Below are 25,169 nucleotides of genomic sequence, written 5' to 3'. Positions count from 1 at the left end.
GTGGAGGCATGTCGAATCTCCTCTTCCGGCTCGGCCGGTCCGCTGCCACTCGACCCTGGATCGCCATCGGCGCCTGGGTCGTCCTCGCAGTCGTCGTCGTCACCTCCTCGGTCGCCTTCGGGCGCGATCTCGAGGAGAGCTTCGAGGCACCCGGCCTCGACTCCCACCAGGCCGCCGAGCTGCTCGCCAAGGCCCAGGCCGACGAGGGCGGCGTCACCGCCCACGTCGCGCTCGAGGCCCAGGACGCCGCGGCGCAGCTGCCGCCGGTGGAGGCCGCTCTCGAGACACTCCCCCGCGTGGTCGGGACGAGCAGCGACGTCTCGCCGGACGGCACCGTCGCGCTCGTGCGCGTGCAGTATCCGGGGATCGAGCACCTCGACGCCTCCGACCTGGAGAACCTCAAGGACGCCGTCGCCGACCTGCGTGACGACTCGTCGGTGACGCTGGAGACCGGAGGCGACCTGTTCTTCGCGTTCGAGGAGGCACCCACCGGGCTCGGCGAGGTGGCGGGGATCGTCGTCGCGATGGTCGTCCTGCTGATCGCCTTCGGCTCCTTCGTGGCGATGGGCCTGCCGATCGGGATGGCGCTGTTCGGCCTGGTCATCGGCGCCACCTCGATGAAGCTGGTGACGTACCTGGTCGACATCCCGGCGTGGGCGCCGCAGCTCGCGGCCATGGTGGGACTCGGCGTCGGCATCGACTACGCGCTGTTCATGGTCACCCGGCACCGCGAGAACCTGGCCCTGGGGATGCCGGTCGCCGAGGCGGTCGGCCGGGCCCTGGCCACCGCAGGACAGGCCGTGATCTTCGCCGGCGGCACGGTCGTCGTGGCGATCCTCGGGCTGCTCTTCGCGGGCATCCCGTTCGTGACCGGCGGTGGAATCGCCATCTCCGCGATGGTGCTCGTCATGGTGCTCGCGTCCGTCACCCTGCTGCCGGCACTGCTCGGACTGGTGGGGCACCGGATCAACGGCCGCCGGCGCAGGCCCCACCAGCCGAGCACCGGCTGGTACCGCTGGGGTGCTCACGTGACCCGCAACGCGAAGGTGTACCTCGCCGGCGGAGCGGTCCTCATGGTCGCCCTGGCCACGCCCGTCCTCGCGCTCAACCTGGGCTTCCCCGACGACGGGACCAAGCCCGAGTCGAGGACCGAGCGCCGGGCCTACGACCTGATCGCCGACGGGTTCGGCCCCGGAGCCAACGGGCCGCTGGTGATCGCGGTCGACACCTCCCGGGACGTGTCCGTCGTGGCACCCCTGACCGATGCGATGGCGGCCGATCCTGGCATCGCCTCGGTCGGCGAGCCGATCATCGATCCCGCCGCGGGCGTGGCGACCCTAGTGGCGCAGCCGACCACGTCACCCCAGGACGAGGCCACCCAGGAGACCGTCGCGAGGCTCCGCAGCGAGGTCATCCCGACGGTGCTCGACGGCACCGAGGCCACCGCCCACGTCGGCGGTCAGACCGCCACCTTCGCCGACCTCGGCGAGCGGGTGCAGGAACGGATGCCGCGCTTCGTGGCTGCCGTGCTGGTGCTGTCGTTCCTCCTGCTCACCCTGCTGTTCCGGTCGGTGCTGGTGCCGCTGAAGGCGGTGCTGCTGAACCTGCTGAGCGTCGGCGCGGCGTACGGCGTGCTCGTCATGGTCTTCCAGTGGGGCTGGGCGGCCAGCCTGATCGGCGTGGAGTCGACGGTGCCGATCGTGTCGTTCATCCCGCTGTTCATGTTCGCGATCCTGTTCGGGCTCTCGATGGACTACGAGGTGTTCCTGCTGTCGCGGGTGCGCGAGGAGTACCGGCGCCACGGCGACAACACCCGCGCGGTCATCGCGGGAATCGCCGGCACGGGGCGCACCATCACCGCGGCCGCGCTGATCATGGTGGCGGTGTTCTCGGGCTTCGTCCTGGGCAGTGACCCGGTGGTGAAGATGATGGGCGTCGGACTGGCCACGGCGATCTTCCTCGACGCGACCGTCGTCCGCCTCGTGCTCGTCCCGGCCACGATGAAGCTGCTCGGCGACGCCAACTGGTGGCTGCCGGGGTGGTTGGATCGGCTGCTGCCGGAGCTGGACCACACGTGGGAGGAGACGCCGGCGGAGGAAGCGGCGGGCCTCCCGCCCCGCGTGTCCTAGGACCCGCCGCGTCCGGGCTGGGCCTCACGGGAACCGTGCGGGCTCAGTCCGGACCGGCCAGGGAACGACGCGGGCGACGTCGAACGCTTCAAGTGACGGCCCGACCGCGCCGTACAGCCGAGACTTGGTCTGATCAGAGGCTCCCTATGACGCCGATGACTGCACGATCCGTCGGGCACACCCACACAGCGCTCGTGTCGCTCGTGCTGGCCAGCAGGGGGTGATGCGCGGGATGCCGTGGGCACTGAGGCCAATTCGTCGGCGCGGTTCCCCACAGGATGGACTCGATCGCCCACTCCTGCACCTGATCGGCGGCGGAGGCGAGACGCTCCGGCTCGGGCGCGGACCGCTGCACCGAGATCCCACGCCCGGTCCCGTCCGGGGCCCACATCATCGCTGACGGATGGTCCGGATCACCGCTCCAGTCGCTCTCGTCGATCCGAGGCGGGGTGAGGCCGGAGCGCGCGAGATCACGGAGCACCGGCGCCATCGCCTCACTCAGGATGTCGTCCACCCGGCCATGCTGTCAGCCACCGCCGGCGACGCGAGTCGCGAGAGGCGGGACACACCTCCCCTCCCGCTGCTGGTTGACGCACGACCGCCGCACGAGTTGGGTTGGACACCAACCAGAGGAGAGCGCCGTGGGCCAGGTCGTGATGTACAGCTCGGTGTCGGTGGACGGCTTCATCGCCGACGAGAACGACGAGCCCGGGCCGCTGTTCGACTGGTTGACCAGCGGTGACATCCCGCTGGACGACAGCGGATTCCTCAAGGTGTCGCAGGCGTCCCACGACTACGTCCGCCCGTACTGGGACCAGATCGGGGTGACGATCGCCGGCCGCCACGTCTTCGACCTGACTGACGGCTGGGACGGGACGCCCCCGAGCGGCATCGAGCACGTGGTCGTCGTGACGCACCGGCCGCCGCCCGAGGGCTGGGACTCCAGCGCGCCGTTCCACTTCGTCGACGGCATCGAGGCAGCGGTGGCCAAGGCGCAGGACCTCGCGGGTGACCGCTGGGTCGAGGTGGCATCGGGCGACGTCGGCGGCCAGGTGCTCGCCGCGGGATTGGTCGACGAGGTGCGGATGGACGTCGTGCCCGTCGTGTTCGGGTCCGGCAAGCGCTACTTCGGGTCGGTCGACGCGCAGCACCTGTTGGAGGACCCGGACGTGGTGATCCAGGGCGAGCGCGTGCTCCACCTGCGCTACCGGGTGCACCGCTGACCGACTCGAACGAGCCGCACGAAGCAGACTGACCGGCCGTCGCTCGAACGTCCCTCCGACGGAGGACCCGTCAGAGCCGGACGGTGTCGTTGTCGCCCAGGTCGGGCTGGGAGTCGGTGACGAGGCCCTTCACGAACTGGACGGCCGCGGCGACCTTGCCCGGGGACTCCCAGTACTCGGCCGTCGAGGCGTCGATGCGCAGCGCGATGTTGTCGGCGTCATCAGGCCCTCCGGACATGAAGGCGCCGGCGGAGGCGTCCCAGAGGTCCTCGACCTTGCCGCGGTTCTGCTCCACGTGGGCGGTGCCGCTGAGCGAGACCCAGCCGGCGTCGCTCGCGTAGGCCACGTTCACGCGCGGGTCCGCCTCGAGCGCGCGCACCTTCTCGCTGCTGCGCTCGGTGAGGAACCACGTGGTGCCGGGGTGCTCGAAGTCCTGCGTGCCCATCGGGGTGGACACGAGGGCGCCCTCCTGCGAGACGTAGGTCAGCACGGCGATCCGGGTGTCGCGCATGATCGCCGTGACGGTCTGGGTCTGGTCGTCATGAGTGGTCATGCTTCGACCCTTGCACCCGCGCCGGGTCGGCGCCTCCCGAGGAGGACGCGTTCGCTCAGGCGACCTGGTAGGTCAGGCAGTCCGCCACGTCGGCGCCCGGCCCGACGCGGATCGAGTCCGCGTGACACTCCAGCGCGTCGTTGTGGGTGCAGTCGGTCCGGTGGCACGCGCCGACCATCGCGGTCGCGGTCGGCAGGCCACCGGAGACGCTGATGTCGATGAACGTGCCGCAGCCGGCCTCGGCCCCGGTGATGTTGATCGCTCCGGCGTGGCACTCATGATCGGCGTTGTACGAGCAGCCTTCGACGGCGCAGTCGTGGACGGGTGGCAGTTCCTGGACGGTCATGGTCGCCTCCATCGGTGGTCCTGCTTCGACGGTACGACGATGCCCCTGTGGTGAGGGAAGACTCAGAACGGCGTGGTCTCGATATGCCGCTCGCTGCGCTCGCGTGCTACTCGACCACCGGCACGTGAGCTGCTCGACCACCGGAACGGTGGTCGAGCAGCTCACGTCAGGACAGCTTCTCCAGGATCAGCTCGCGGACGCGGCCGGCGTCGGCCTGGCCGCGCATCTCCTTCATCACGAACCCGATCAGCGCACCGGCGGCGGCCTGCTTGCCGTCGCGGATCTTCTGCGCCGCGTCGGGGTCGTTGGCGATGGCGCGGTCGACGGCGTCGCCGAGCGCACCGTCGTCGGACACGACCTCGAGGCCGCGGGCGGCGACGACCTCCTCGGGCTCACCCTCGCCGGCCAGCACCCCCTCGAAGACCTGGCGGGCCAGCTTGTCGTTGATCCGCTTGGCGTCGATGAGGCCCTGGATCTGGGCGACCTGGGCGGGCGTGATCGCCAGTGCGGTGACGTCGGTGCCACGCTCGTTGGCGGTGCGGGCCAGCTCGCCCAGCCACCACTTCCGCGCGGCCTGCGGCGAGGCGCCGGCAGCGATGGTCTCGGCGACGAGGTCGAGCGCGCCGGCGCCCACCGTGTCGCGCATGTCGAGGTCGCTGAAGCCCCACTCGGCCTGCAGGCGCTTGCGGCGCTCGGCGGGCGGCTCGGGCAGGGTGCCGCGCAGCTGGTCGACCCAGGCGCGGTCGGGGGCGACCGGAGCGAGGTCCGGCTCGGGGAAGTAGCGGTAATCGTCGGCGTCGGACTTCTCACGACCGGCCGACGTGGAGCCGTCGGACTCGTGGAAGTGACGCGTCTCCTGCACGACCGATCCCCCGGCGTCGAGGATGCCGGCGTGGCGACCGATCTCGTAGCGGACGGCGCGCTCGACCGAGCGGAACGAGTTGACGTTCTTGGTCTCCGAGCGGGTGCCCAGCGTGTCGCTGTCGAGCGGCTTGAGCGAGAGGTTGACGTCGGCGCGCAGCGAGCCCTGGTCCATCCGGGCGTCGGAGACGTCGAGCGCGACCATCAGATCACGCAGGTAGTTGACGTAGGCGCGGGCCACGGCCGGTGCCTTGTCGCCGGGGACCTCGATCGTCTTGGTGACGACCTCGATCAACGGGATGCCAGCACGGTTGTAGTCCAGCAGGGAGTACTCGGCGCCGTGGATCCGGCCGGTGCTGCCGCCGACGTGCAGCGACTTGCCCGTGTCCTCCTCCATGTGCGCGCGCTCGATCTCGATGCGGTACGTCTCGCCGTCGACGTCCAGGTCGACGTAGCCCTCGAACGCAATCGGCTCGTCGTACTGCGACGTCTGGAAGTTCTTCGGCATGTCCGGGTAGAAGTAGTTCTTCCGCGCGAAGCGGCACCACTCGGCGATCTCGCAGTTCAGCGCGAGGCCGATCCGGATGGCCGACTCCACGGCCTTGGCGTTCACCACCGGCAGCGCGCCGGGCAGGCCCAGGCACACGGGGCAGATCTGCGTGTTGGGCTCGGCGCCGAACTCGGTGGAGCAGCCGCAGAACATCTTCGACGCCGTGTTCAGCTCGACGTGGACCTCCAGGCCCATCACCGGCTGGTAGCGGCTGAGCGCCTCGTCGAACGGGACGAGCTTCGTGGCGGTGGTGCTCATCGGGCGACCTCCAACTCGGGGGCGAGTGCGGCGAAGGGGCTGCCGTCGCGCTCGGCGACGAACCGCTCCAGCGCGGCACCGGCGTTGTACAGGCGGTCGTCGGCCATCGCGGGCGCGAGGAACTGCAGACCCACGGGAAGGCCCTCGGACAGGCCGATCGGCAGCGAGATGCCGGGCACGCCGGCGAGATTGGCCGGGATCGTGGCGATGTCCTGCGCGTACATGGCCAGGGGGTCGTCCAGCTTCTCCCCCAGCGGCCACGCGACGGCCGGCGAGGTGGGCGAGGCGAGCACGTCGACCTGCTCGAACGCGGCCTCGAAGTCGCGCGCGATGAGCGTGCGGACCTTCTGGGCCGAGCCGTAGTACGCGTCGTAGTAGCCGCTGGAGAGGGCGTAGGTGCCCAGGATGATGCGGCGCTTGACCTCGTCGCCGAAGCCCGCGTCGCGCGAGGCGGCCATGACCTGCTCGGCGCTGGGTCCATCGACGCCCGGGGGCGAGACCCGCAGGCCGTACCGCATGGCGTCGAACTTGGCGAGGTTGCTGCTGACCTCGCTCGGCATCACGAGGTAGTAGGCCGCGAGGCCGTGCGCGAAGCTCGGGCACGAGACCTCGACGATCTCGGCGCCGGCCTTCGCCAGCAGCTCGATCGACTCCTCGAAGCGCTGGCGCACGCCGGGCTGGAAGCCCTCGCCGGCGAGCTCGCGGATGACACCCACGCGCAGGCCGGAGACGTCGGCGCGTCGCGCCGCCTCCACGACCGGCGGGACCGGGAGGTCGAGGCTGGTCGAGTCGCGCGGGTCGTGACCGGCCATGACCTCGTGCAGGAGCGCGGCGTCGAGCACGGTGCGGGTGACCGGGCCGGCCTGGTCGAGGCTGCTGGCCATCGCGACGAGTCCGTAGCGGGAGACGCCGCCGTAGGTGGGCTTGACGCCCACGGTGCCGGTGACGGCGCCGGGCTGGCGGATCGAGCCGCCGGTGTCGGTGCCCACCGCGAGCGGGGCCTCGAACGCGGCGACCGCGGCCGCGGAGCCGCCGCCGGAGCCGCCGGGGATCCGGTTGGTGTCCCACGGGTTGCGGGTGGGGCCGTACGCCGAGTGCTCGGTGGAGGAGCCCATCGCGAACTCGTCCATGTTGGTCTTGCCCAGGATCGGCAGGCCCGCGGCCTTCAGGCGCGACACGACCGTGGAGTCGTACGGCGGGACCCAGCCCTCGAGCATCTTCGAGCCGCACGTGGTGGGCAGCCCGGTGGTGGTCAGGACGTCCTTGACCGCGATCGGCACGCCGGCGAGGTCGTGCACGGACTCGCCCGCGTCACGGCGGCGGTCGACCTCGGCGGCCGTGGCGAGGGCGCCCTCGGCGTCGACGTGGAGGTAGGCGTGGATCTCACCGTCGACCGCGGCGATGCGGTCGAGGTGCTGCTGCGTGACCTCGACGGAGGTCACCGTGCCGGCGGCGAGCGCGGCGGCGAGGTCGGCCGCGGTCGAACGGGTCAGGTCGCTCATGCTTCTCCGAGGATCTTGGGGACGAGGAAGCGCTGCTCCTCGCTGGCGGGCGCTCCGGCGAGGGCAGCGTCGGGCGTCAGGCTCGGCTGGACCTCGTCAGGACGGAAGACGTTGGTCACCGGGACGGGGTGGCTCATCGCGGGCACGTCGTCGCCGGCGGCCTGCTGGACCACCTGGACGTAGTCGAGGATCGCGGGCAGCTCGGCACCCAGTCGATCGAGTTCGGAGCCGGACAGTTCGATCCGCGCGAGGCTCGCCAGATGGGCGACATCGTCGCGGGAGATCTCGGGTGACGACATGGATTTCATCCTAGTCGGGCGGCCAGTCGCGCCCCGCGCCGGTCACGATGGATGAGGATGGCGGCCATGCTCGGCAGGACGGTGGTGCTCGCTCTGGCCTGCTTCGCGCTCGCCGGCTGTGACGCGGCGTCTTCCGGGACCCCCGCGGAGGCCGAGCCTTCGGGGTGCGCGGCCGTCGAGATCGTGGGCATCCGAGGGCAGGACCAGTCGCTGGAGGCCAACGACGGACTCGGCACCGAGGTCTCGCGGATCTCCGCCGCGCTCGCCGACGACCCCGGCCTCGGCGCGGTGCGGACGACGGCCATCCGGCACGCGAGCCGCCTCGGGAGCTGGGACCAGTACCTCGAGGACGTGCGCGACGGGCGCCGACGGCTCGGCAAGGAAGTGCGGTCGATCGTGGCCGACTGCCCGGAGACGAGGATCGCGGTGATCGGCTTCAGTCAGGGCTCGCAGGTCGCCCGGGAAGAGCTGGCGGTGGACCCTCGCCTCGCCCGGCACGTCGACGTGCTCGTGCTGGTGGGCAGTCCGCTGCGGGATCCCTCCTCGCCGTTCGAGCACGTGGAGCTGACCGGTGGCGTCCCGGCGGAGGCCGGCCGCCTCGGCCCGGGCGCCGACCTCGGCGAGCTGGCCGAGCGGACCGTAGAGGCGTGTATCGCCGGCGATGCCGTGTGCGCCGCCGGCAGCTCGCCCGACGACACCATCCACCGGCACGCCTACGAGGATCCGGACGTGGCCCAGGCGATCGCGGACGCCGCCGCCACTGTGCTGGCCGGGTGACGTGGGCCCACAGAACTGCTGGCAGTGACGTTCGCGGGGTCTCCACCGGCGTGTCGACCCCGCAAACGTCACTGCCAGCGCTCACCTCAGGCCAGCGCGTCCGGGCCGCCCTCCAGTAGCTGCTTGAACTGCTCCTCGTTGAGGATCGTCAGCCCGAGCTCCTCGGCCTTGGCGGCCTTCGAGCCAGCGTTCTCGCCCACGACGACGTAGTCGGTCTTCTTGCTGACCGAGCCTGAGGCCTTGCCGCCGGCGGCGATGATCGCCTCCTTGACCGAGTCGCGGGTGAAGTCCTCGAGCCCACCCGTCACCACCACGGTGAGCCCGTCGAGCACTCCCCCGGCCGTCGAGGCCGCGCCCGGCCCGGGGTGGTCGGGGATGGCGAACCGGACGCCCGCCGCCTGCCACTGCTCGACGATCTCGCGGTGCCAGTCGACCTCGAACCACTCGATGAGCGAGTCGGCGATGATCCCGCCGACGCCCTCGACCGCCGCCAGCTCCTCGCGGGAGGCGGCGCGGATGGCCTCGATCGAACCGAAGTACTGCGCCAAGGCGCGCGCGGCCACCGGGCCCACGTGACGGATGTTGAGGGAGACGAGCTGGCGCCACAGGTCCTTCGTCTTGGCCTTCTCCAGCTCGTCGAGAAGGACCTGGGCCTGCTTGGACGCGTCGCCCGTCTTGACCCGGAACGGGGTCCGCACGACGGGTTGGCCGGTCCTCTCGTCGAGCTTGGCCTCACCGGTCTCGGCGTCGCGCACGGTGACCTCGATCGGCACGAGCTGCTCGAGCGTGAGGGAGAACAGGCCGGCCTCGGAGTCGAGCGGAGCGCCGGTGCCCTGGGTGAGCGCGGCGGCGGTGACCTCGCCCAGCGCCTCGATGTCGAGGGCGCCGCGCGAGCCGACGTGCTCGACCCGGCCGCGCACCTGGGCCGGACACGTGCGCGCGTTCGGGCAGCGCAGGTCCTTGTCGCCCTCCTTCATGGCGCGCAGCGGCGTGCCGCACTCGGGGCAGCCCTCGGGCATGACGAATGCACGCTCGCTGCCGTCGCGGCGCTCGACCACGGGACCGAGGACCTCGGGGATCACGTCGCCGGCCTTGCGCAGCACGACCGTGTCGCCGATCAGGACGCCCTTGGCCTTGACGACGTCCTGGTTGTGCAGGGTGGCCTGGCGCACGACGCTGCCGGCCACGCGGACGGGCTCCATCTGGGCGTATGGCGTGGCGCGGCCCGTGCGGCCGACCGACACGACGATGTCGAGCAGCGTGGTCTGGACCTCCTCGGGCGGGTACTTGTACGCGATGGCCCAGCGCGGAGCGCGGCTTGTCTCGCCGAGCTCGGGATGCAGCGCCAGCTCGTCGACCTTGACCACGAGGCCGTCGATCTCGTGCTGGAGGGAGTGCCGCTGGCCGCCCAGCTCGGCCACGCGCTCGAGCACGTCGTCGACGTCGTCGAGCACCCGCGTGTTGGGGCTGGTGGGCAGGCCCCACCCCTGGAGCAGGTCGTAGACCTCGCTCTGGGCCGAGACCGGCGGGCGCTCCCACGCGCCGATGCCGTGGACGTAGAGGTTCAGCACGGCGATCCGCTCGTTGCCGGCCTCCAGCTCGAGCCCGGACTTCTTGTCGAGCTGCTGGCGCAGGCCGCCGCTGGCGGCGTTGCGCGGGTTGGCGAAGGCCGGGAACCGGCGGGCCGCGCTGGCGGTGGCGCGCTCCTCGGGCACGCCGCGGGCGAGCGACTCGGCCACGGCCCGGTCGCGCAGCTCGGCCTGGAAGGCGTTGAGCCGCTCGAACTCCTCGATGCCGATGAACACCTCGCCCCGGACCTCGACGCGGGGCGGGTGGCCGTCGCCCGCGAGCCGCTCGGGGATCCCGGCGACCTTGAGCGCGTTGACCGTGACGTCCTCGCCCACGCGTCCGTCGCCGCGGGTGGCGGCCGAGACCAGCACGCCGTCCTCGTAGCGCAGGTTGAGCGCGAGCCCGTCGATCTTGGCCTCGGTGAGCCACCGGACCGGGCGCCCGGCGGCACGCTGCGTCTTGGCGCACCAGTCGCGCAGCTCCTCGGGCGAGAAGACGTTGTCGAGGCTCAGCATCCGCTCGGCGTGCTGGATCGGCGGCAGCGCCGTGGCGCCCGTGGCGGCACCGACGACCAACGTGGGCGAGTCCTGGCCCTGGAGCTCGGGGTGGAGCCGCTCGAGCTCCTCCAGCCGGTGCATCCAGCCGTCGTACGTGGCGTCGTCGACCAGCGACGTGTCCTGGCCGTAGTAGGCGTCGCGCGCGCGCTCGATCTGCTCGACGAGCTCGGCCGCCTCGGCGCGAGCCGCCTCGGGCCCGGGATCGTCGTCGGGCACTGCAGTTCCGGGCGCTGTTCCGGGTGTCTCCGCCATGGCGACGAGCCTAGTGCGACGCTCGGACAGTGCCAGGCAGGTGCCGCGCGCGACGTCGAGTTGCCGTGCGCGCTCACCGTTTTAGGGTGCGGAGCATGAGACTTCGCCGCGTGACGACCCGCACCCGGGGCTGGACTCGGCGACGTGCGGGGCGCGGGTGGACCTACCTGGACGAGCTCGGCGGCACGATCACCGGGGAGGAGCGCGAGCGCATCGAGGCCCTCGTGATCCCGCCGGCGTGGAAGGACGTCTGGATCAGCCCGTGGGCCAACGGCCACCTGCAGGCCACCGGCATCGACGAGGCGGGGCGGACCCAGTACCTCTACCACCCCGACTGGGTGCGCCAGAGGAACCTCGAGAAGTTCGACCGGATCAGCCAGATCGCCCATGAGCTGCCGCGGCTCCGCAAGCTGGTCGCCGACCACATCACCGCGCGCGACGGCTCGCGCGAGCACGCGGCCGCGGTCGCCGTGCGCATGCTCGACTCCGGCTCGTTCCGCGTCGGCAACGACGTCTACGCGAAGCAGGGCAGCTTCGGCCTGACCACGCTCGAACGGCGCCACGTGCGCGCGAAGGGCAACACGCTGGTGTTCACCTTCGTGGGCAAGTCCGGCGTGGAGCACCAGGTGATCCTGGACGACGAGCCGGTCGTGGACGCGGTGAACCGCATGCGGCGGCGACGCGGCGGCGGCCCGCGCCTGCTGGAGTACCTGGCCAACCGGTCGCGCTTCCCGCTGGACTCCTCCGACGTCAACACCTACCTGCGCGAGCAGACGGGCCTGGAGATCAGCGCGAAGGACCTGCGGACGTGGGCCGCCACGGTGCTCGCGGCCGAGGTGCTGGCGCTGTCCGACGAGCCCGGCGACACCAAGGCCTCCCGGGCGCGGGCGGTGCGCGCCGCGTTGACCGAGGTCTCGCTCGCCCTGGGCAACACGCCCACGGTGGTGCGGAGCTCGTACGTCGACCCGCGGCTCATCAGCCTCTACGAGTCGGGCACGGTCATCCCGCGGCAATCGTTCGAGGGCGAGATCGATGCGCTCGAGCGCCGCAACGCGATCGAGCGCGAGACCCTGCGGTTGCTGCGCGACGTGGACTGATCACTGATCTCGATACACCGTCTCGCTGCGCTCGCCGGCACTCGATCACCGGGCTGCCGGTGATCGAGTAGCAGGGCGAGGAACGAGCCCGCGTATCGAGATCACGCCGAACGCGAGGAGCCCGGGCGTCGAGATCAGCCGAAGGAGCGGGCGGCCGTGGCGGCCAGCTCGAGAGCCTGGCGGGCGTCGGCCGGCGAGCGCCCGGCGAGGCCGCACGCGGGGGTCACGACGCCGCGGCCGGCGAACGACTCGGGCGCGAAGCCGAGGCGCCCCATGAACTCCTCGATCCGGGCGGCTCCCTCGCCACCGAACCACAGGTCGGTGCCGGCCTCGAAGACCTGCGCCCACACGTCGGAGGGCTCGGCGAGCGAGAGGTCGAACGCGATCGCCTCGAACCCCGCGCCGGCCAGCAGCGACACCGGTACGTCAGGCGCGCAGGTGTGCACGACGGGCCGGGCGCCGGCCTCGCGAATCGCCTCGACGACCGGCCGCAGCAGCGCGTCGACCACGGGCGCGTCGATGGAGCGGTGCCGCCCGAACCCGCTGGCGGTCGGGATGCTGCCGGCCAGCACGGCGGTGATGGCGGGCTCGTCCACCTGCACCACGAGGTCACCGGTGAAGCGACGGCGCAGCTCGGCGAGGTGCTCCCCCACCGCCGCACCCAGCGCCTCGGCCAGCTCGCGCCGCGCGCCGTGGTCCGAGACGACCTTGTCCCCTCGGGGGCGCTCCACGGTCGCAGCAAGCGTGAGCGGGCCGGTCAGCTGCTGCTTGAGCGTCACGGACTGTCCGGCGAGGAACTCCTCCAGGACGTCGAGGTCCTGACGCAGGGCCGATCGGGCGCGGCGCTGGTCCATCCCCTCGCCCGGCGCGAGCCGCCAGCCCGCCGGCTGCAGGTCGATCGGCAGGGGCACCATGCCGAGCGTGCGACCGAGCATCGCCGAGGGCGCGCCGCGGCCGGGCAGCTCGGGGACGAAGACGATCCCGTCGGCGCCGAACGTCTCGACGACGTACCTGGCGACCGGAGTGAACTCGTCACCCGGCATCGATCCGATCCCCGTGGCGCGCATGCCCACGATCATCCCCCACGCCCCGGTGTGAGAATCATCCGGTGACCGTTCGACCCGCCACGAACCACGACGTCCCCGCCCTCGCGGACCTCGCCGCCCGCACCTTCCCCCTCGCCTGCCCGCCCGGCATGCCCGAGGAGAGCATGGCGGCCTTCGTCGCCGAGCACCTCTCAACCGAGCGGTTCGAGCAGTACCTCGCCGCCGACGAAGCCGAGGTCCTGGTGGCACACGACGACGCGGGCACCCTCACCGGCTACACGCTCACGTTCGCGCGCGAGCCCTACGACGCGCACCTCGCGGCCGTCGTGCGGCAGCGCCCGACCGTGGAGCTCAGCAAGTGCTACGCCGACCCGGCCGCCCACGGCACGGGCGTCGCGACCCGGCTCATGGAGGCGGTCGTGGAGGCCGCCCGCGAGGCCGGAGCCGCGAGCGTGTGGCTCGGGGTGAACGGCCGCAACGCCCGCGCCCAGCGGTTCTACGCCAAGCACGGCTTCGAGGTGGTCGGCGAGCGGCGCTTCGTCGTGGGCGGGCACACCGAGGACGACCTGGTTCTCGAGCTTCAGCTGGCCTGAGCCCCGGCCTGCTCGAGCCGGCGCGCGACCGCACGAGCGGCCACCCGGCCGGCCCGGTTCGCGCCGATCGTGGACGCCGACGGGCCGTACCCGACGAGCTGCACGCGCGGATCCGCCACCGCGGTGGTCGAGGTCGAGGTGGTGTCGCCGAGCTGGATCCCGCCGAGCGGAGAACGGAGCCCGAGCGGGGCGAGGTGCTCGACGTCGGGGCGGAACCCGGTGGCCCACAGGATCACGTCCACGGGCTCGAACGTCCCGTCGGCCCAGCGCACGCCGTCACGCTCGATCCGGCTGAACATCGGTCGTCTCTCGTAGGCGCCCAGGCGGGCCGCCTCCTGCTCCTGCGGGCGCAACATCAGGCCGGTGACGCTGACGACGCTGCGCGGCGGCAGGCCGCGCCGCACGCGCTCCTCGACCAGCGCCACGGCCTCGCGACCGGCGTCCTGGTCGAACTCGTCGGTGCGCCACACCGGCTCGCGGCGGGTGACCCACAGCGTCTCGGTGAGGGGCCTCAGCATGCCGAGGAACTGCACCGCCGACGCCCCGCCACCGACGACGAGGACCCGGCGCCCACGGAAGCGCTCGACGTCGCCGAACTCCACCGTGTGCAGCTGCTCGCCGGCGAAGTCCTCGCGCCCCGGGTAGTACGGCACGAACGGGCGCCGCCACGTCCCGGTCGCGTTGACGATCGTGCGGGCGTGCGACGTCCGGCCGTCCTCGGCCTCGATCCTCAGCGCCTCGCCCTCGTCGTGCACCGCCCGGACCACCACGGGCCGGACGACGGGCAGGTCGTTGCGCGTCTCGTAGTCGGTGAAGTAGGCCGGGACGAAGGTGTTGGCGGCCTCGGGCCCGTGGGTGGCCGGAAGCGGCGCGTCAGGGAGGTCGGCGACGCCGTGCACGTCGGACATCGTCAGTGCGTCCCAGCGGTGCTGCCACGCGCCGCCCGGTCGCGCGTTCGCGTCGAGGACGAGGTGGCTCACGCCGAGGCGGTGGAGGTGGAACGAGGTCGACAGCCCGGCCTGACCGGCTCCGATGACGATGCTGTCCCACACGCTCGGGTCAACGTCGCCGGGACCGCGCGGATTCCCTCAGGCGGCGACGGTACGGCTGGTGCGCGCGATCGTGGCCGAGCCGACGACGCGCGTGCCCTCGTAGATCACGCAGGCCTGGCCCGGGGCGATGCCCGTGGCGGGGTCGGCCAGCTCGACCCGGACGACGTCGCCGTCCACCGTGACCGTGGCCCGGTGCTCGTCGCCGTGGGCGCGCAGCTGCACGGTGCACGCCAGCGGGCCGACGGGCGGCTCGTCGCACCACAGCGGCTTGATCCCCTCGATCGCGTCGATGGCGAGGTGCTCGCGCGGGCCGACCGTGACGGTGCCGGACACGGGCTCGATGTCGAGCACGAAGCGCGGCTTGCCGTCGGCTGCCGGGACACCGAGCCGCAGGCCCTTGCGCTGGCCGATCGTGAACGCGTAGGCACCGTCGTGCGCGCCGACCTCGGCACCCGTCTCGTCCACGATCGGGCCGGGCCGCGGACCGAGCTTGTCGGCGAGCCAGCCGGCGTTGTCGCCGTCGGAGATGAAGCAGATGTCGTGGCTGTCGGGCTTGTTCGCCACCTGCAGCCCGCGGCGCGCCGCCTCCTCGCGCACGAGGGACTTCGGGTCGTCGCCGAGCGGGAAGACCGAGCGGGCGAGCTGGTCCTGCGTGAGGACGCCGAGCACGTAGGACTGGTCCTTGCCGTGGTCGACCGCGCGGTGCAGCTCCACGACCTCGCCGGCGGTGCCATCGGACGTCACGAGGCGCGCGTAGTGGCCGGTGACCACGCCGTCGAAGCCCAGCGCGACGGCGCGCTCGAGCACGGCGGCGAACTTGATCTTCTCGTTGCAGCGCAGGCACGGGTTGGGCGTGCGGCCGGCGGTGTACTCGGCGATGAAGTCGTCCACGACCTCGTCGGCGAACTCGTCGCTCATGTCCCACACGAAGAACGGGATCCCGATCGCGTCGGCGGCCCGGCGGGCGTCGCCGGCGTCCTCGATCGAGCAGCAGCCGCGCGCGCCGGTGCGGTAGGACTTCGGGTTGCGACTCAGCGCGAGGTGCACGCCCGTGACGTCGTGGCCCGCGTCGACGGCCCGCGCGGCCGCCACGGCCGAGTCGACGCCGCCGGACATCGCGGCGATGAGCCTCATCGGGTGCGGCTCCGGACGAGTCCGGCGGTGCGGGCGCGCTCGTGCACGGCCGGCAGCACCTCGATCAGGCGATCGACGTCGGCCTCGGTGGACGTGTGCCCCAGGCTGAAGCGCAGCGAGCCGCGGGCGGCGGCGTCGTCGAAGCCCATGGCGAGCAGCACGTGGCTGGGCTGCGGCACGCCGGCCTGGCACGCCGAGCCGGTGGAGACCTCGATGCCCTGCGCGTCGAGCAGCATCAGGAGGGCGTCGCCCTCGCAGCCGGGGAACGTCACGTGGGCGATGTTCGGCAGGCGGTGAGCGGGCCCGGGCAGGGGGTCGCCGTTGACGACGGCCTGGGGGACGACACGGGAGATGCCCTCCACCAGCCGCGTGCGCAGTGCCTCGATGCGGGCCGCGTTCTCGGCCTGGCGCTGCACCGTGAGCTCGAGCGCGGTGGCGAAGCCGGCGATGAGCGCCACGCCCACCGTGCCCGAGCGCAGGTCGCGCTCCTGGCCACCGCCGTGCAGCAGCGGCGTGGCCTCGACCTCGCGCCGAATCACCAGCGCGCCGACGCCGACGGGGCCGCCGAGCTTGTGCGCCGTGACGGTCATCGCGTCGAGGTCGGTGGCGGCGAAGTCGAGCGGCAGGTAGCCCGCGGCCTGGACGGCGTCGGAGTGCACCGGGATGCCGTACTGGCGCGCGATCTCGACGACCTCGGCGACGGGCTGGATCGTGCCCATCTCGTTGTTGGCCCACATCGTGGTGATCGCCGTGACGTCCTCGGGACTCGACTCGATGGACTCGCGCAGCGCGTCGATGCGCACGCGGCCCTGGCGGTCGACGGGCGTGACGTCGATGCGGGCGCCCTCGTGCGCGGCGAGCCACGTGACGGGGTCGAGCAGGGCGTGGTGCTCGATCGAGCTGAAGACGACGCGGTCGCGGCGCGGATCGGCCGAGCGGCGGGACCAGTAGAGACCCTTGATGGCGAGGTTGTTGGCCTCGGTGCCGCCCGAGCAGAACACGACCTCGCTCGGCCGGGCGCCCAGGCGCTCGGCGATCGACTCGCGCGACTCCTCCACGACGCGGCGGGCGCGGCGGCCGGCCTCGTGCAGGCTCGACGGGTTGCCGGTGCGCTGCAGCTCGTCGTGCATCACCTCGACGGCCTCGGGCCACATCGTGGTGGTGGCCGCGTGGTCGAGGTAGACGCGATCGGGGGTCGGGGTCATCGTCTCCAGCGTAATGGGGCCGCACGAGAGCCGCCCCGGGCCGTCACCCACCGGACCGGTGGTCGAGTGGCACGGCGAGGAACGAGCCGGCCGTATCGAGACCACGCCGACGCGCGACTGATCTCGATACGCCGCTCGCTGCGCTCACGAGCTACTCGATCACCGGGCCGCGGCGTCAGGAGACTTGGGACCCGCCCTGGGGCAGCAGCTCGTCGACGAGCGTGGCGGTCGTGTGATCCATCGGCTCACCGTCGAGGGCGACGAGCAGCTGCTCGACCGCGGCGGCGACGCCGGCGGTGCCGCCGGTCTCGTGGCGGGCGCGCAGGATGATCCGCCAGGCCTCCTCGTGCGTCGGGTAGATCCGCAGGATCGCGCCGGCCGCAGCCGACGAGCCGGCCGGGTCGCGGCCGTCCTGCAGCAGGGTCGCCAGGCGCAGCGCCGCGTCGATCACGAGCTCCCCGACGGTGCGCGACAGGCCGAGCGTGGCCGACCAGGCGTAGCGGCCGCGCGGAGCGTCCTCGAAGGCCGGACCGCGCACGAGCTTGAGCGCCCGGCGCAGCAGGTCGATCTCGTCGCGCGGGAACTCGGCCCGGCGGCTCGCGATCACGAGGTGGCGGAAGGCGTCCCAGTCGCACACGACGTCGGGGCCCAGGGACAGCCGGCCGTCGAGGCTCTCGCGCACGCGGTGGTGCCCCTCGCGGTCGGAGCCGAGCCACACGCGAGCGCGCTCGATGTTGGCGTCGCGCACCTCGGGCGTGACGCCGAGCGGCCACACGGCGCCGGCCAGCACGGTCGGGTGGACGCCCTCGGGGTGCAGCGCCAGGAAGGCGATGATCTCGGTGAGCACGGTGGCGCGACGCTCGGCCTGCTCGCCCGGGCCGTCGACGATCACGGAGCCGAGGATGCCGACCCGGCTGGTGGCGGTGAGCCACGCCGCGTCGTCGGCGTCGCGGCGCGGCAGGCTGATCGCGACGCGGTCGCTGTCGTCACCCGGGCGCGTGGTGAGGCCGGCCGACGCGAACAGCGCGGCCACGGACTCGGCGTGGTGCGAGCCGATGCGGTTGGCGGTGACGGCCAGGCCGAGCTGCGGGACGTGCAGCGTGCCGTGCTCGTCGACGTGCAGGCGCCAGCGCGCGGCGTCGTGGTCGCCGACCGCGATCGCGGCCGTGCCGGGGTTCGCACCCGCGACGCCGGCGAGGCGCTCCAGCGCGAAGCCCGGCGAGGAGGTGCCGACGGCCAGCAGGGTGAGCGCGTCCTCGCGACGGCGTCCGGTGAGGACGTCGTCGGCGCGGGAGGCCTCGAGCTCGGACGCCGCGGTCTCGACGTCGGGGACGAGCGTGACCCGCTCGGCGACCGAGGCGACGGCGGCCGGCAGGCCGGTGGCCAGGACCCGGACCGAGCGCGACCACGGGCTGACCGCGGCCTGCAGGACGAGGGACGTGATGACCTCGGCGCTGACGTGAAGGTCGCCGCCCACCGTGATGAGGCCGCCGGACGACGCGAGGTCGACCAGGACGTCGCGACCCTCGGTGTCGACGCCCAGGCTGACCAGCGACGGGTAGGCGGGCTCGACGTCCTCGGGGGCCTCGAGCGTCGCGAGGTCCTCGGCGAGGCGCCAGACGGCACCGTCCTCGAGCGCCTCCCATCCCTCGACCGCCTCGGGAACGGCGGGCGCGAGGTGCAGCACGACCTCGTCGTGGCCGACGACCGCGGCGTAGGCCGACGGGACGTCGACGCCTGCGTGCGCGCAGGCGTGGGTGAGGTGGCGCAGCGCGGTCTCCAGCGACGCGGCGCGCTCGTGGTCGGCGGCCAGGCGCAGGTCGGCCTCGGTCTCGCGCGCGGCCTCGTCGGGCTCGCCACCGGGCCGGCGACGACGCGCCACGGCGAGCGCGGCGAGCAGGCCACTGGCCAGCAGGCCGGCGCCCATCCACCACGCGGTGGACTCGGGAGCCTGGGCGGTGGAGTCGGACTCCACTCCCCCGGCACCGGAGGCGCTGCTGCTGCCACCGCCGCCCTGCGAGCCCGCGGGGGCCGGGGTGACGGGAGCCTGCTCGACCGGCATGCGGTCGACGCCGACGGCATCGCCGGGCATGGCCAGCTGCCAGCCGGGCTGGATCAGACGGGCGAGCTCGAGCTTGCGGCCGTCGAGCTGGACCTTGTCCTTGTTGAGCTCGTAGATCTCCTTGTAGCGGAAGCCGTCGCCCAGGTGGCGCTCGGCGATGTCCCAGAGATTGTCGTGGTAGCCGTCCTTGGGCGCCTTCACGGTGTAGACGAGCTCGCCCTCGAGGCGATTCTCGATCTTGTCGGCGACGGTGGGCTTCTCCTCCGGCGCCGGCGTCACGGCCTCGACGACGGCGGTGGCCACCGCGCCGGTCTGGGGCGCGATGTCCGACTCGGACGGGCCCGAGGCGTTCGCCGCCGGGCCGGCCACCAGGCCGGTCACCAGCAGGCCGCCGATGAGAGCACGCGCGAGGTGCTGCAGCGGCCCGGCGAACGGCACCGTGCGGGCCAGTCCACCGCGGCGGGTGGCGATGACCTCGAGCACGACACAGATGACGAAGACGAGCCAGATCAGCCACACGATGCCGACGAGCACCGACACGAGGTCCTCGGGACTCAGCTGGCGGGCGAGGTCGCGCAGGCTCGGCAGCTCGGTGGGGATCGGCGGCGCACCGCCGAGCAGCAGCAGCGCGACGGGGAGGCCGACGAGCAGCGCCACGAGGGCGAGCGCCGAGCCGGCCCGCGCGGCCGCGGAGGAGGACTCCTCCACCGGGGCGGGCGCGAGCGACTCGAACCGGCTCGCGTCCGGTGTGGTCGTGGGTTCAGTCATGGGTGGCTCCTCGTCGAGGTCATGAGGTGGCGGCCGTCGCGGTGGCTCGCGCCGTGACCGGGTATTCGTTGATGCCGATGAGCTTCAGGAACGTGGTCTCGCTGGTGTCCCGCACCTCGATCGCGACCGTGTTGGCGTTGACCGTGATGGAGAACTGGGCGGCGGGGTAGCCGCGGGCGCTGAGGAAGTCCTGGGCGTACAGCCGGGCGAGGCCCGGGTCGACCGCGAGCGATCCACCGCCGCGCAGCTGGTCGACGTTCACCGCGTTGGCGCCGGCACGGGCCGCCTGCTCGGCGTCGTCCGCGACGCGCATCCGGGCGTTGATGCCCATGCCGCCGTCGACCACCAGACCGGCGCACAGCATCAGCACGAGCGACATGCTCAGCACGAAGATGGTGGCGCCGCCCTGCTCTCTCCTGCTCATCCGAACCTCCGGTAGCGGTCGATGGGGGCGCTGCTGCTGGCCTCGAAGTCGTCGCTGCCGTTCAGCCCGATGAATCCCAGCCCGTTGTTCGAGACGCGGCACCGCACCGACACCTCGACGACGCCGCCGGCCTCGAACGAGCCGGTGATGTCGGACACCACGCACTCGGAGAACCGGTCGTCCACGTCGCTGGCGTTGGCCGCGGCGTAGGCCGCCGAGAACGCCTCGGACTGGCTGCGCTCGAACGAGGCGGCCCGGGCGGCGTCGCGCGCCGCCGACTCGATGTCGGCGCGGACGGCCACGTAGCGACCGCCGGCCAGCACCAGCATGAGGAACATGACGAGGATCGGCACCATCAGCACGACCTCGACGGACATCGAGCCGCGCTCGCGCTCTCGCAGCCGGCCGATCACGGCGCGTCCTCCTCGAACTCCTCGATCCGGCCCCGCGCGACTTCCTCCACGCGCGGCGAGCCGATGAAGGGCAGCAGCTGGTTGGCCCGGCCCGACACGGTGGCCCGCATGAAGTCGCCGTCCCGGACCACCGTGACCTGCGGGCCGCGCAGGACACCGCGCCCCAGGGTCTGGGCCGAGGAGATCCCCTTCGCGCGACCCTGGTCGGCGTCGCCGGTGACGCGGGCGACGCGCGAGGCCTCGCGGGCCGACGCACTCGCCGACTGCTTGGCCAGGTAGGTCAGCGCGAACTGGATCGTGATGATCATCGCGATCATGAGCAGGGGCGTGTAGAGGACCAGCTCGATCGCGCTGGCCCCCCGCTCGTCCCGTGCCCGAGAACGCATCAGATCAGGGGTTCTGGATGTTGTTGCCGATTTCGTTGGCCTCGCCCTGGAGCGCCTGGGTGAGGATGACGCCGATGATGCCGCAGACCGTGACGAGCACGGCGGCGATGACGACCCATTCGACGGCGGACGCGCCCTCTTCGCGACGCGCCTTGTCCAGGCGGCCACCGAGCATCGTGACGAGGTAACCGAGTGCGGGGTTCAACATGTGCTTCTCCTTCGGTGCGGTGGTTTCAGAGCCCGGCGATGCCAGAGAGCGCCGGGTAGATCAGGAAGACGAGGAAGCCGGCGGCCAGCAGCAGCTGTGCGACCAGCATGGACTGGGAGCGCTCCTGGGCGCGACCCTCGGAGTCGGCCAGCTCGCGCTGGCGCATGGACGAGGCGCGGGCGGTGAGCGAGTCGCGCACCTTGGCGCCGTCCTCCGCGACGAGGGCGAGGGCGGCAGCGAGGTCGCGCAGCTCCTCGACCTTCATGTCATCGCCGAGGCGACCGAGCGCGGCCCACGGCGTGATGCCCTGGAGCCGGGCGTTCTCGATGGTCTCGCGCAGGCGGACCATGCCCCAGCCCTGGCTGACGCCCGCGGCGGCCGACAGAGCCTCGGGCACGCCGCGGCCACCGGCGAGGTTCATCGACACGAGGTCGAGGAACGCGCTGACGACGTGGCGGAAGTCGCGGCGACGGTCGGTGGCCTCGGAGTGCAGCTGCAGCTGCGCGAGCACGGCGCCGCCGAGCGCGCCCAGGATCGCCAGCCACAGCGGCAGCACGGGGCTCACCCAGCCGGCGATCATGAACGGCGACAGCATGAGGGCGGGCGCGAAGGCGCCGACGATCGCGGCCACGAGGGTGGACCCCAGGTGGCTCTCGACCGAGCGGTCGACGACGGCCAGGTCGGACCGGATGCTCGCCGGCAGCTCGATACCGCGATCGTTCAGGAAGGCCGTGGCGGCCGTGCCGAACCGCAGGGTGCGCGACTCGTCCTCGTCGAGCGAGGCCTGCGAGGGGCGCACGCCGCCCCGCCGGCGCTGGACGTCGAGCCGTGCCAGCTCGGACGCGGCGGTGGCGCTGAAGGAGGGCGAGCGGCTGAAGAGCAGCCAGACACCGGCACCGGCGAGGGCCCCGGCGATGAGGATGAGGATCACGACGCCTCCTTCGACAGCAGGAAGCGCTCGGGCGTCTCGAACTCCGACAGGCGGCGCATCCAGATGAAGCCGGCGGCGAACAGGCCGATCACGACGAGCAGCACGATCTGGCCGATCGGCGTCGAGTACGGCTCGACGTAGCTGCGGTTGAAGATCGACAGGAACAGCACGAACGCGACCGTGATGCCCATGACGATCTGGACGCTGCGTCGCGTGCTGGAGCGGCTGGCCGCGATGCGGCGACGCATGTCGAGGTCGGCGCGGGCCGACTTGGCCAGCGAGGTCAGGACCTCGCGCAGGCCCGGGCCGCGCAGCCGCGCGTTGAGGATCAGGGTGGCCACGATGAGGTCGGCGCTGGGGTCGTCGATGTCGTCGGCGAAGCCCTGCAGCGCGGTGGAGAGCGACGTGCGCACGCGCAGCCGGTCGGTGAGCCGGATCAGGGCGGGCTTGATCGCGGGCGACGCCGCGTAGGCGGTGGCGGGGATGGCCTGCTCGAGGCCGACCGCGCCGGCGATCGTGTCGCGCAGGGACTCGGTCCAGGCCGCGAGGCCCTCGAGCTTGGCCATCGCGCGCTTCTCGCTGGCCAGGCCACCGAAGAGCATCGGCGCGAACCACACCAGGGCACCGACCGAGATCGCCAGGACGGGCCACCCGGTGAGCAGCAGGATGACCAGGCCGGCGGCACCGCCGAGCAGCGCACGGCGGGCGCTGCCCTGCACGCGGTCGCGCAGGGAGACGCCGGGGCGACGGGGCGCCGGCTCGTCGTACTCGGACATGCCGACCACGACGAGCAGGATCCCGGCGCCGATCACGGCGCCGAGGAGCGTCACCATCAGCGCGAGGGAGATCATCAGAACGCCTGACCCTCGTAGGCGTTGGGCCGGTAGCCGTGCATCTGGAGGTCCTCGATGCAGCTGACCGCCGCGGCCGCGTGGGCCACGCCGTCGGGACCCTCGGCGAAGACCTCGCTGGAGAGCACGCGACCGTCGACGCCGTTGACCTCGCGGACCGACGTGATGACACGGCGCAGGCCGCCACCGCTCTGGAACTCGTTGCGGCGCTCGACGAAGATGACGAAGTCGATCGCGCCGGCGATCAGCATCATCGTCGCGTCGGCGGGCAGGCGCTCCGCGGACTGGATCGCATAGGTGCAGATGCGGTTGAACACCTCGAGCGAGGAGTTCGCGTGGATCGTGGACAGCGACCCGTCGTTGCCCTGGCTCATCGCGTTGAGCATCGTGACGATCTCGTCGCCCAGGACCTCGCCGACGATGACGCGGCTGGGGTTCATGCGCAGCGAGCGGCGCACCAGCTCGGACATGTGGATCGCGCCCTGGCCCTCGGAGTTCGGCAGCCGCTCCTCGAACGCGACGACGTTCGGGTGCAGGTCGGAGAACTCCCCCAGGCCGAGCTCGAGCGCGCGCTCGACGGTGATGAGGCGCTCCTGCGGCTGGATCTCATTGGCGAGCGCCCGCAGCAGCGTGGTCTTTCCGGCGTTCGTCGCGCCCGCGATCATGATGTTCTTGCGCGCGGCGATCGCGGCGGACAGGAACGACGCGAGCTCGGGCGTCATCGTGCCGCTCTCCACGAGCATGTCCAGCGACACCCGGGCCAGTCGCGCGCGACGGATCGACAGCGACGGTCGCGGCGTGACGCCCATGACCGCCGACAGGCGGCTGCCGTCGGGCAGGCGCAGGTCGAGCTGCGGGTTGGCGGTGTCGAACGGACGGCTGGTCAGACCGGAGTAGGCACCGAGGACCTGCACGAGCTCGACGAGCTCGTCGTCGCTCTCGGCGACCGGAGGCATGCGGCGCTCCTCGCCGTTGGCGTAGCCGACGAAGACGTTGTCGTACCCGTTGATGTCGATGTTCTCGACCTCGGGATCGTCCAGCAGGGGCTGGAGCCGACCGACGCCGTACAGCGCGGCGTGGATGCCGTCGGCCAGCTCGGCCTCCTCGGCACCCGAGAGCGGCGCGCGACCGGCGGCGATCTCCTGACGGGCGTAGGACTCCAGGACGCGCGCGATGATGGCGCGCGCGAACTGGCGCTCGTCCTCGGACGACATCTGGGGCAGGCCGGCGGCCGCGTCCTCACGACGCTGGCGGGCGAGCGCGTCGGCGACTTCCTCGCGCAGGGTGCGCAACAGCTGCTGGTCCATCAGATCTCCTGCGCGACGGCGGACGGGGTGGCCAGCGCTCGGACCCGGGGCACCAGGTCGACGAGGGACCGCGAGAACAGGGAGCGCAGCACGGCGCGCGACGGCGAGGCGGCGCCCCGCGCGACGACCTTGGGGTCGAAGGCGATCGTGCCGAGCATCGTGACGTCGAGCTCGGAGGCGGCCAGCAGGCGGCCGATGTCGTCGACCGCGCGCTTGTCGCGGGGGTCACCGACCACCGCGACGCCGACCGGGGTGGAGCCGGGACGGCCCAGCGCCCACGGCTCGCGCACGGTGGCGAGACGGTCGCGCAGGTGCGCGACCGCGGCGATCTCGGAGCGGACGACGAACACCACGGCGTCGGAGCCCTCCACGACGGGGCCGGCCGGCGAGCCGGCGATGAAGCGACCCGCGTCGGCCAGGACGTCGCCGCCCCGGTGCGCGCGCAGCGTGCGCTGCAGGTGGGGCCAGGCCGGGCCGAGGCTCTGGGCCTGGCGGGGTCCGGAGGCGCCCACGAGCACCTCGATGCCGTGCTTGGTCTCCTGGAGGTGGTCGACCAGGTCGACCTCGTCGCCCGCACGCACCGCGGCGCCGAGCGAGACCAGGCCGCGCTGCTCGTCGAGCGCGTTGTCGTCGACGTCGCGCTCGCGGATGGCGACGTCGCCACCGACGGGATCGAGGTCGGCGACCACGACGGGGTTGGGCCAGCGCGCGGCCAGCCCCATGACCGCGGTGCTGACGCCCGGCGACCCCTTCGCCGAGATGAAGCTGATGACGGTCATCGCGCCACCGCCACGGAAAGGGCACGGTAGGCCGATG

At 72.5% G+C, this 25,169-nt stretch carries 25 protein-coding genes; 5 read left to right on the top strand and 20 right to left on the bottom strand.

The annotated features are described in order from the left end of the window. Positions 1–8 precede the first annotated feature (8 nt). Positions 9–2,129, top strand: coding sequence for an MMPL family transporter (locus tag B2363_RS09045; protein WP_286929707.1), 2,121 nt, complete (start codon positions 9–11; stop codon positions 2,127–2,129). A 133-nt stretch (positions 2,130–2,262) separates the two neighbouring features. Here the strand turns inward: B2363_RS09045 and B2363_RS09040 are convergent, their stop codons facing one another. Continuing rightward, entirely contained in the window at positions 2,263–2,643 is a 381-nt protein-coding gene (locus B2363_RS09040; protein ID WP_286929706.1) for a hypothetical protein, read from the bottom strand. 127 nt (positions 2,644–2,770) lie between these two features. Here B2363_RS09040 and B2363_RS09035 point away from each other — a divergent pair, with 127 nt between their 5' ends. Next, complete coding sequence (locus tag B2363_RS09035) at positions 2,771–3,352, top strand: dihydrofolate reductase family protein (RefSeq protein ID WP_286929705.1); 582 nt, start codon at positions 2,771–2,773, stop codon at positions 3,350–3,352. Positions 3,353–3,422: 70 nt separating this feature from the next. Here the strand turns inward: B2363_RS09035 and B2363_RS09030 are convergent, their stop codons facing one another. The 5 genes from B2363_RS09030 to gatC form a co-directional block, all read right to left on the bottom strand. Further along, positions 3,423–3,905 carry a pyridoxamine 5'-phosphate oxidase family protein gene (locus B2363_RS09030; protein WP_286929704.1) on the bottom strand — a complete coding sequence of 161 codons (483 nt, stop codon included), beginning with the start codon at positions 3,903–3,905 and terminating at the stop codon, positions 3,423–3,425. A 55-nt stretch (positions 3,906–3,960) separates the two neighbouring features. Next, a complete protein-coding gene (locus tag B2363_RS09025; RefSeq protein WP_078698516.1) occupies positions 3,961–4,251 on the bottom strand; it encodes a DUF1540 domain-containing protein in 291 nt (96 codons plus the stop codon). A 166-nt stretch (positions 4,252–4,417) separates the two neighbouring features. Beyond that, the gene (gatB, locus tag B2363_RS09020) at positions 4,418–5,920 is read right to left on the bottom strand and encodes an Asp-tRNA(Asn)/Glu-tRNA(Gln) amidotransferase subunit GatB (RefSeq protein WP_286929703.1); all 1,503 of its coding nucleotides are present in this window, start codon (positions 5,918–5,920) and stop codon (positions 4,418–4,420) included. Beyond that, positions 5,917–7,422, bottom strand: a complete 1,506-nt coding sequence (gene gatA / locus B2363_RS09015) for an Asp-tRNA(Asn)/Glu-tRNA(Gln) amidotransferase subunit GatA (protein WP_286929702.1) — start codon at positions 7,420–7,422, stop codon at positions 5,917–5,919. Before gatA ends, gatB begins: the two co-directional genes overlap by 4 nt. After that, positions 7,419–7,721 carry an Asp-tRNA(Asn)/Glu-tRNA(Gln) amidotransferase subunit GatC gene (gatC, locus tag B2363_RS09010; RefSeq protein ID WP_181755377.1) on the bottom strand — a complete coding sequence of 101 codons (303 nt, stop codon included), beginning with the start codon at positions 7,719–7,721 and terminating at the stop codon, positions 7,419–7,421. Before gatC ends, gatA begins: the two co-directional genes overlap by 4 nt. A 66-nt stretch (positions 7,722–7,787) precedes the next feature. Between gatC and B2363_RS09005 the strand changes: the two genes are divergently transcribed. After that, positions 7,788–8,498 carry a cutinase family protein gene (locus tag B2363_RS09005; RefSeq protein WP_286929701.1) on the top strand — a complete coding sequence of 237 codons (711 nt, stop codon included), beginning with the start codon at positions 7,788–7,790 and terminating at the stop codon, positions 8,496–8,498. An 86-nt stretch (positions 8,499–8,584) separates the two neighbouring features. On the opposite strand, the gene ligA is transcribed toward B2363_RS09005, so the two are convergent. Then, positions 8,585–10,876, bottom strand: a complete 2,292-nt coding sequence (gene ligA, locus B2363_RS09000; RefSeq protein ID WP_286929700.1) for an NAD-dependent DNA ligase LigA — start codon at positions 10,874–10,876, stop codon at positions 8,585–8,587. A gap of 95 nt (positions 10,877–10,971) precedes the next feature. Between ligA and B2363_RS08995 the strand changes: the two genes are divergently transcribed. Next, positions 10,972–11,973 (top strand): DNA topoisomerase IB, encoded by a 1,002-nt coding sequence (locus B2363_RS08995; RefSeq protein ID WP_286929699.1) that lies wholly within the window; start codon positions 10,972–10,974, stop codon positions 11,971–11,973. A gap of 134 nt (positions 11,974–12,107) precedes the next feature. On the opposite strand, the gene B2363_RS08990 is transcribed toward B2363_RS08995, so the two are convergent. After that, positions 12,108–13,040 (bottom strand): methionine synthase, encoded by a 933-nt coding sequence (locus tag B2363_RS08990; RefSeq protein ID WP_286929698.1) that lies wholly within the window; start codon positions 13,038–13,040, stop codon positions 12,108–12,110. Between the two features lie 41 nt (positions 13,041–13,081). On the opposite strand from B2363_RS08990, the gene B2363_RS08985 reads away from it, so the two are divergent. Beyond that, positions 13,082–13,612 carry a GNAT family N-acetyltransferase gene (locus B2363_RS08985; RefSeq protein ID WP_286929697.1) on the top strand — a complete coding sequence of 177 codons (531 nt, stop codon included), beginning with the start codon at positions 13,082–13,084 and terminating at the stop codon, positions 13,610–13,612. Here the strand turns inward: B2363_RS08985 and B2363_RS08980 are convergent. From B2363_RS08980 to B2363_RS08925, 12 genes are all read right to left on the bottom strand, one after another. Then, a complete protein-coding gene (locus B2363_RS08980) occupies positions 13,600–14,664 on the bottom strand; it encodes an NAD(P)-binding domain-containing protein (protein WP_286929696.1) in 1,065 nt (354 codons plus the stop codon). The genes B2363_RS08985 and B2363_RS08980 overlap by 13 nt on opposite strands. 36 nt (positions 14,665–14,700) lie before the next feature. Continuing rightward, on the bottom strand, positions 14,701–15,798 hold the full coding sequence (gene mnmA / locus B2363_RS08975; RefSeq protein ID WP_286929695.1) for a tRNA 2-thiouridine(34) synthase MnmA: 1,098 nt from the start codon (positions 15,796–15,798) through the stop codon (positions 14,701–14,703). Then, a complete protein-coding gene (locus B2363_RS08970; RefSeq protein ID WP_286929694.1) occupies positions 15,795–17,003 on the bottom strand; it encodes a cysteine desulfurase family protein in 1,209 nt (402 codons plus the stop codon). Before B2363_RS08970 ends, mnmA begins: the two co-directional genes overlap by 4 nt. Before the next feature lie 175 nt (positions 17,004–17,178). Continuing rightward, complete coding sequence (locus B2363_RS08965; protein ID WP_286929693.1) at positions 17,179–19,833, bottom strand: BTAD domain-containing putative transcriptional regulator; 2,655 nt, start codon at positions 19,831–19,833, stop codon at positions 17,179–17,181. 19 nt (positions 19,834–19,852) lie between these two features. Next, positions 19,853–20,257, bottom strand: coding sequence for a Tad domain-containing protein (locus B2363_RS08960; RefSeq protein WP_181755368.1), 405 nt, complete (start codon positions 20,255–20,257; stop codon positions 19,853–19,855). After that, positions 20,254–20,670, bottom strand: coding sequence for a TadE/TadG family type IV pilus assembly protein (locus B2363_RS08955; RefSeq protein WP_286929692.1), 417 nt, complete (start codon positions 20,668–20,670; stop codon positions 20,254–20,256). The genes B2363_RS08960 and B2363_RS08955 overlap by 4 nt, the downstream gene beginning before the upstream one ends. Beyond that, the gene (locus B2363_RS08950; protein ID WP_286929691.1) at positions 20,667–21,056 is read right to left on the bottom strand and encodes a TadE/TadG family type IV pilus assembly protein; all 390 of its coding nucleotides are present in this window, start codon (positions 21,054–21,056) and stop codon (positions 20,667–20,669) included. Before B2363_RS08950 ends, B2363_RS08955 begins: the two co-directional genes overlap by 4 nt. A 4-nt stretch (positions 21,057–21,060) precedes the next feature. After that, positions 21,061–21,264, bottom strand: coding sequence for a Flp family type IVb pilin (locus B2363_RS08945; protein ID WP_078698530.1), 204 nt, complete (start codon positions 21,262–21,264; stop codon positions 21,061–21,063). A 25-nt stretch (positions 21,265–21,289) separates the two neighbouring features. Continuing rightward, on the bottom strand, positions 21,290–22,195 hold the full coding sequence (locus tag B2363_RS08940; protein ID WP_181755366.1) for a type II secretion system F family protein: 906 nt from the start codon (positions 22,193–22,195) through the stop codon (positions 21,290–21,292). Beyond that, the gene (locus tag B2363_RS08935) at positions 22,192–23,046 is read right to left on the bottom strand and encodes a type II secretion system F family protein (protein WP_181755365.1); all 855 of its coding nucleotides are present in this window, start codon (positions 23,044–23,046) and stop codon (positions 22,192–22,194) included. Before B2363_RS08935 ends, B2363_RS08940 begins: the two co-directional genes overlap by 4 nt. Continuing rightward, positions 23,046–24,353, bottom strand: a complete 1,308-nt coding sequence (locus B2363_RS08930; protein WP_286929690.1) for a CpaF family protein — start codon at positions 24,351–24,353, stop codon at positions 23,046–23,048. The genes B2363_RS08935 and B2363_RS08930 overlap by 1 nt, the downstream gene beginning before the upstream one ends. Beyond that, entirely contained in the window at positions 24,353–25,132 is a 780-nt protein-coding gene (locus B2363_RS08925) for a hypothetical protein (RefSeq protein ID WP_286929689.1), read from the bottom strand. The genes B2363_RS08930 and B2363_RS08925 overlap by 1 nt, the downstream gene beginning before the upstream one ends. Positions 25,133–25,169 lie beyond the last annotated feature (37 nt).

This window comes from Aeromicrobium sp. UBA7512 (assembly GCF_002476985.1).
In the GTDB taxonomy this organism is placed as follows: domain Bacteria; phylum Actinomycetota; class Actinomycetes; order Propionibacteriales; family Nocardioidaceae; genus Aeromicrobium; species Aeromicrobium phoceense.
The sequence above is the reverse complement of the archived record's forward strand: the minus strand, read 5'-3'. Positions and strand labels throughout refer to the sequence as shown.